We start from the raw sequence: 6,344 nt of genomic DNA on the forward strand, positions 1-6,344 counted from the left end.
CTTCTGTCATTTGTACTCTGTGTACAGGTTTCTTTTGTCTTGCCATAATAAAAGGCCCTCCTATGATTTTATTTTATCATAGAAGAACCTTCTAAATACTATTTTACAGAAAAAGTTTCACACACTCGTTGGGAATGTTCTGAATTTCCTTTCACCGGATGTATGCTCGATAAGCCCCGTATTCGTGCTTTTGCAGAGTTTGCAAGAAGATATCGTGTACGGACTGTTATTTTGCACCTGTTTCTCACAGGCATACCTCGCTTCAACACAATCAGTCACCCAAAAGCATTGGCGGCTCGCTACAAGGCTCACTGGCGATTACCTTGACCAGACTTTCACTGGCAAGCTGATAACAGCTTGCAGAACACACGACTTTCACCTGCGAGAGCGCGCCCATGGCGCGCAAACGAAGCGTGCGCCGCAAGGCGCACATATTAAAAAAATTGGGAAAGTGAAACTTTTCACCTTCCCAATTTTTATCCTGCGAGGTCAAAAAAAGCCAGAAAAACCCGTCCCTAAATGACATCCTAAACGGCACCTTATCTAAACTGCTCCAAATATTCTGTTACTGATTTGCTCATTTCCTTCGAAAAGTCTGAATTATACTTTCGATTACAAAATGCACTGCACCACTCTTCGTAGGTGCTGTTTTTACACTTATATGCTAACATCTCTCGCAATTCATCCCCCTCCATATTACGATATGTATTCTCATGCACAATATGTTTCTGTTCACACCGTTCTGGTTTTTTACGCTTCATTTGTTGCTTTGTAGGCCAGCCAAATACTATCATAACTGCCGGAAATACATATTCTGGCAATTGTAAGAGTTTTCTCTGCTCTTCGCAATTCTCCATAATGTCGCCAATATAACAGGAACCAATGCCAAAGCTTTCTGCTGCTACCACTGCATTCTGTGCCGCAATGGCTGTATCTGTTACCGCAAGCATCAAATCTCCTACATCCGGTTTTCTTGGTTTGCACCCTGCTTCCAGATAAGCATCATACCACTTCTTACAATCTGCACAGAACACCAGAACCATCGGTGCCTTTGCAATAAATGGCTGGTGGTCGCAGCTTTCTGCAAGTGCTTCTTTTAAATTTTGATCTGTAATATCCAAAATTGTATATAACTGCTGACATCCTGCTGTCGGAGCCTGCATAGCTGCCTCTAAAATCACATTCTTCATCTCGTTTGGGATTGCTTTTTCTTCATATACTCTCACTGATTTTCTGTTGTATAAACTTTCTATAATTTCATTCATTCTTTACTATCCCGCCTTCCTTTTGCATTACTTTCTGTCTTATAAATTTCATATTTTTCATTATAAATGTTAGTACTTGCAAGTGCAAGGTGATAGTATCCGCAGTGCTGGATTTTCTTCCACAATTCTCATTGTTTCTTACTGAATGATGATACTTTTTTCGCCCTTAATCCAATAAAAACAACCGTTTAACGATTTTTTAGCCTGCTTTCATAAAGCTTAACGAAGACTCTGAGGTGCAATACTTTCTGTAAAATTATTATACCCCTCTGCTGAAAAATGGGTATACAGATTTGAAAAGTTGCAACCACTACACACAATATTCACACAAAATTCTCTTTATGTTTTCAATTTTTATAGGCTTTGCCAAGTGAGCATTCATTCCTGCTGCCAGACACTTTTCTTTATCTTCTCTGAATGCATTTGCTGTCATGGCAATAATCGGGATCGTCTCAGCATCTGGATGTTTCAGTGACCGGATTGTTTTTGTCGCAGTAATCCCATCCATTACAGGCATCATGATATCCATCAGAATTGCGTCAAAATAACCTTCCGGTTTCTCCTGGAACATTCTGACCGCCTGCAATCCATCTCTTGCAACTGTCAGATTTGCACCTTCATCAGACAACAGCGTTTCTGCAGTTTCTGCATTCAGTTCATTATCCTCCACCAGCAATAAGTTTAATCCGCTGATATCCATCTGTGCCGCTGTTTTCTTTGCTGTATCTGGTGCGGGAGCAAGTTTAAACGGAATCCTGATGATAAAGGTTGAGCCAATGCCTTCTTCGCTTTTAACTTCAATAGTTCCACCCATCTTTTCAATCAGACCTTTTACAATCGCCATTCCCAGTCCAATTCCCTGCTGTGTACTTCTTGCATCCTCTCTTTCCTGCGAAAACGGCTCAAATATATGCTCCTGGTATTCCCTGCTCATACCAATGCCAGTATCAGTTATGGTCCACTCATATGTCGTAATTCCGTCAACAGCTTCTGTATAATCTGATACAGTTCTTATCTTGCCGCCAATTCGGTTATACTTAATACAATTTCCATAAATATTAAGAAATATCTGTCTTAAATGCAACGGACTTTCATAAATAAAAGGATATCGAAGCCCTTCTTTTTTTGAACAGAACTGCATCTGAATTCCTCTGTCTTTTGCCCGATGTTCTATGATAGTCAGAACATCCTGGCTTAATTCCTCAAAGTTGATGATTTCCTGCGTCAGAGGTACATTTCCATCTTCAATTTTGCTCATCTGAAGGATATCGTTAATAAGAGACAATAGATAATCTGCAGCTACCTGCATTTTTCTGAAATTTTCCAGGACCAATTCCCTGTCATCAAAATGTTGCTCAGCAATCTTCAGCAATCCGATAATTCCATTCAGCGGGGTTCTCATATCGTGAGACATCCTGGAGAGAAAATCAGACTTGCTTTTATTTGCTTTCTTTTCACTTTCCAAGGCAATTGATTTGTGCATGAAGTCATTTTTATCCAGCATGAGATTCCAATGTTCAATGGTTCCGTCTTCCTTTATTACTTTCTGTCCGCGATCTTCGATGTATTTGTATGTACCATCCTTACAGCGTATCCGGTAAATAGTAGCATAATGATCGGAATGAGTATATTGATTTAATGCATCTGCAAGTCCGACCTTCACGTCATCTGGATGAGCAAGGCCGATAATATTACCGCCAGAAGCGTCCAACAGTTCCTTTGGTGTTGCGTAACCGAGCATATTTGCAAATTGTTCTGAAACATATTTGAAAGAGTATTCCGGGTCATCATTACTGATTTTGACGCCGCCAGGGATGGATACGGTAAACAACTCCAACTGACTTTGCAGTTTCTTTGTCAATTCCTCGATCATAGCCGTATGCTTTTTCTCTTCTTCCAGAAGCTTCGCATACTCTCTGTTTGATTTTTCCAGTGCCGCTCTTTTTCCTCTAAGCGATAATGTTCTGTACGGTCAAGAACATAATTAACTGCAATGACATCTCCAGTTTTCTCTTCACGGTACAGAGCCATGTGATCTTCTGCAAGCATGGGCTCAAAAGTAGCAGTCCTGGTCCAGTATCGGAACGATATATGACGTTCGCCATTTTCAAACCGATTTAATAATCGTTCTCTGTCAAACTCGTGCAGAAAATCTTTAAGACCTTCCTCAGGTATGGTCAATGCCCATGCATCTACCAGACTCTGTAAGCTTGAATTTTCCGGCAAACCTAATTGTTCATTCAGATTATATTTTTTTCCATTAACTACCTGATACATGGAACCACGTACAATACTCTTTGTGAGATTGATCACGCAGTATCCATCGGCAATAGCAAATACCGACTCTTCCAAAAAACGATTATTAATAATATCCTGACTCATGTTTATTTATCTCCCTGTAAATTCTCTGATACAGATTATATCCTTATCCAAATATATCCGTCAACAAAGAGTTTTTACATTGTAGAATGGAAATTTACACGCTCATCGGTAGTATATGTAGGTGAAAAAACAGGAACATTTCATGATTTTTCAGCTATATGGCAAGCCAGGAAGTCGGGAGAATAGCAATTCAGTAAATGTACTGAAAAAGAGTGGGGTGAGTGGAGATAGTTGACAATATGGGGATGTCCTTGCTGTTCAGCTATACATTTCCCACTACCTGGGCATGTTCAGGACTTTTACCTGCGAGAGCGCGCCCATGGCGCGCAAACGAAACGTGCGCCGCAAGGCGCACTACAAAAAACTCTCATAATCAACTGATTATGAGAGTTTTATGATTTTCTTATGCAATTTGGTGTAAATTTGGTGTAAACACCTTTTCTATACTTTAACAAACCTTTTAAAATCAAGGAATATTGAGCTGGGGAATTACACCCCGCCCCGAAGAATTTTCTTTTTCTGCCAACGATTATAAACCATCTCTGCATAGATTGCAGGCCCCACTTTTCAATACTTTTCTACTTACTCTCATTTTTCCAATACACAGAAAACAGGATAGGCATACAGAAAATCAGACACCCTTTTGCTGGTGCCCTTAGCACAGATGAGATCCAGCATTTACGGAAACTTAGGATCGAGCGCTCTCGCGAGAGTCTTAGTTGCAGTTAATGCTTAGCTCAGCTGTGCGTTACCAGCGGGTGTCTGATTTTCTATGTGAGGAGCCAGGGTTCGTCCGTTCATCCGTTCGCCCATTTACTCCCCCACAACCTTAATATTCCTGACCGCCCCAAAGCTCTCCGGCGGCCTCCGATCTGTGAGAATCACCAGTTACCTGTTTTCTGTATCTGTCTCCAGAATGATCTTACGGATCGGAAGAATACTTCCCGGTGATACCGACAGCTCGTCCACGCCCATTGCCAGAAATTCTTTTGTCAGGCTGGTGTCCGCTCCCAGTTCACCGCAGATACCTGCCCAGATACCTGCTTTGTGTGCATTTTCCACCGTCATACGGATCATGGAAAGCACTGCCGGATGATGGGCATCGTAAAACTTATCCAGCTTCGGATTCTGCCGGTCGATTGCCAGCGTGTACTGGGTCAGATCATTGGTTCCGATACTGAAGAAATCCACCTCTTTTGCCAGTTCCCCGCTCATCATAACCGCTGCAGGAGTCTCGATCATGATACCCTGCTGCGGATTGCCGAATTCCAGCTGCTCTGCGGTCAGTTCTGCCTTCACTTCTTCCACGATCTCTTTGATTCTTTTCACTTCCCACAGGCTTGTGATCATCGGATACATGATTGCCAGATTGCCGTAGGCACTCGCACGGAACAGCGCACGAAGCTGTGTTTTGAAGATTTCCGGACGGGTCAGGCAGATCCGGATCGCACGATACCCCAGCGCCGGATTCTCCTCTTTATCCATCTTAAAATACTCACACTGCTTGTCTGCCCCGATATCCAGTGTACGGATGATCACCCGTTTTCCTGCCATCGTCTCCACTGCCGTCTTATAGATACTGAACTGTTCTTCCTCGGTCGGATACCGATCTTTTTCCAGATAAATAAACTCACTCCGGAACAGCCCGATTCCGCCGGCATCATTCTGTATTACAGTTGCAAGATCTTTAATATTTCCTATATTAGCATACAGCATGATCTTCTTTCCGTCCAGCGTAACATTATCTTTTCCTTTTAAAAGCTGCAGCAGTTCTTTCTTCTCCAGCTCTGCCTGCCGGCGTTTCTTCATCTCTTCCAGTGTCTGTGCATCCGGCTCCACATAGATCTTTCCATTCAGTCCGTCTACCACCGCCAGTTTTCCGTCAACCGTGTCGTCAAGCGGCAGTTCTTCCGTTCCGATCAGTGCCGGGATCGCCATGGTTCTTGCAAGGATCGCGGTATGGGAGTTCACCGAACCGTGAACCGTGACAAAAGAAAGCACCATATCTTTTTCCAGCTGTACCGTCTCTGACGGAGCCAGATCATCCGCAACGATGATCACCGGTTCATCCGTGACCACCTTTCCCTTCTGTCCGCCATTTAATATCGAAAGCACTCGTTCGGAGATATCTTTCACATCCGCCGCACGTTCTCTCATATAATCGTCATCCATCGCCCGGAACATCTGTGCAAAATTATCGCCGGTCACAGCTACTGCATACTCCGCGTTGACCTTCTGCGTCTCGATGATATTTTCCACAGATTCGTTATAATCCCCGTCATCCAGCATCTTCTGGTGGATCTCAAAGATCGCCGCATTTGCTTCGCCCACTTCTTTTAACGCTTTCTGATACAGTTCCTGAAGCTGTTCTACCGCTGCTGCCTTGGCTGCCTCATAACGCGCCAATTCTCCTTTGGTATCTTCTGTCCGAACCCGCTTTACCTGCTGCTCATTTTTCTTGTATACACTGATCTTTCCGATGGCGATGCCGCCAAATACACTCTTTCCACTATATCCCTGCATCCTGTGCCCCCTCATACTTTTCTCTCTCTTACTTTCTGTATCGGTAACTAGTGTACTGACACGTTGATATTTGAATTAATGTTCTTTTCTTGATATAATTGCCATAGATGATAAAATATGTCTATGGAGGTTATTATTATGGCACGCCCTAAGAAAAATAGAGTTCAATTATCT

Annotated in this window: 5 protein-coding genes; all 5 read right to left on the minus strand. The window is 42.8% G+C overall.

Annotated features, from left to right (window positions below; genetic code table 11):
• Window positions 1-271: 271 nt before the first annotated feature.
• The 5 genes from FYJ57_RS14560 to ptsP all read right to left on the minus strand — a co-directional run bounded on the left by FYJ57_RS14560 (window position 272) and on the right by ptsP (window position 6,170).
• Complete coding sequence (locus tag FYJ57_RS14560; protein WP_154433208.1) at window positions 272-526, minus strand: hypothetical protein; 255 nt, start codon at window positions 524-526, stop codon at window positions 272-274.
• Window positions 527-539: 13 nt separating this feature from the next.
• Window positions 540-1,265 (minus strand): nitroreductase family protein, encoded by a 726-nt coding sequence (locus tag FYJ57_RS14565; protein WP_154433209.1) that lies wholly within the window; start codon window positions 1,263-1,265, stop codon window positions 540-542.
• A 310-nt stretch (window positions 1,266-1,575) separates the two neighbouring features.
• Window positions 1,576-3,138, minus strand: coding sequence for a PAS domain-containing hybrid sensor histidine kinase/response regulator family protein (locus FYJ57_RS14570; RefSeq protein WP_154433210.1), 1,563 nt, complete (start codon window positions 3,136-3,138; stop codon window positions 1,576-1,578).
• A complete protein-coding gene (locus tag FYJ57_RS14575; protein WP_154433211.1) occupies window positions 3,135-3,647 on the minus strand; it encodes a hypothetical protein in 513 nt (170 codons plus the stop codon). The genes FYJ57_RS14570 and FYJ57_RS14575 overlap by 4 nt, the downstream gene beginning before the upstream one ends.
• 888 nt (window positions 3,648-4,535) lie before the next feature.
• Window positions 4,536-6,170: a phosphoenolpyruvate--protein phosphotransferase gene (gene ptsP, locus FYJ57_RS14585; protein ID WP_154433212.1), complete on the minus strand. Its 1,635-nt coding sequence runs from the start codon at window positions 6,168-6,170 to the stop codon at window positions 4,536-4,538.
• Window positions 6,171-6,344 lie beyond the last annotated feature (174 nt).

The organism is Oliverpabstia intestinalis, from assembly GCF_009696065.1.
Taxonomy (GTDB): Bacteria; Bacillota; Clostridia; order Lachnospirales; family Lachnospiraceae; genus Oliverpabstia; species Oliverpabstia intestinalis.

What these genes read in the sequence shown, in the direction of transcription:
- FYJ57_RS14560 (WP_154433208.1), bottom strand. Translation starts at nt 526, where the DNA reads ATGTCATTTAGGGACGGGTTTTTCTGGCTTTTTTTGACCTCGCAGGAT.
- FYJ57_RS14565 (WP_154433209.1), bottom strand. Translation starts at nt 1,265, where the DNA reads ATGAATGAAATTATAGAAAGTTTATACAACAGAAAATCAGTGAGAGTA.
- FYJ57_RS14570 (WP_154433210.1), bottom strand. Translation starts at nt 3,138, where the DNA reads ATGATCGAGGAATTGACAAAGAAACTGCAAAGTCAGTTGGAGTTGTTT.
- FYJ57_RS14575 (WP_154433211.1), bottom strand. Translation starts at nt 3,647, where the DNA reads ATGAGTCAGGATATTATTAATAATCGTTTTTTGGAAGAGTCGGTATTT.
- ptsP (WP_154433212.1), bottom strand. Translation starts at nt 6,170, where the DNA reads ATGCAGGGATATAGTGGAAAGAGTGTATTTGGCGGCATCGCCATCGGA.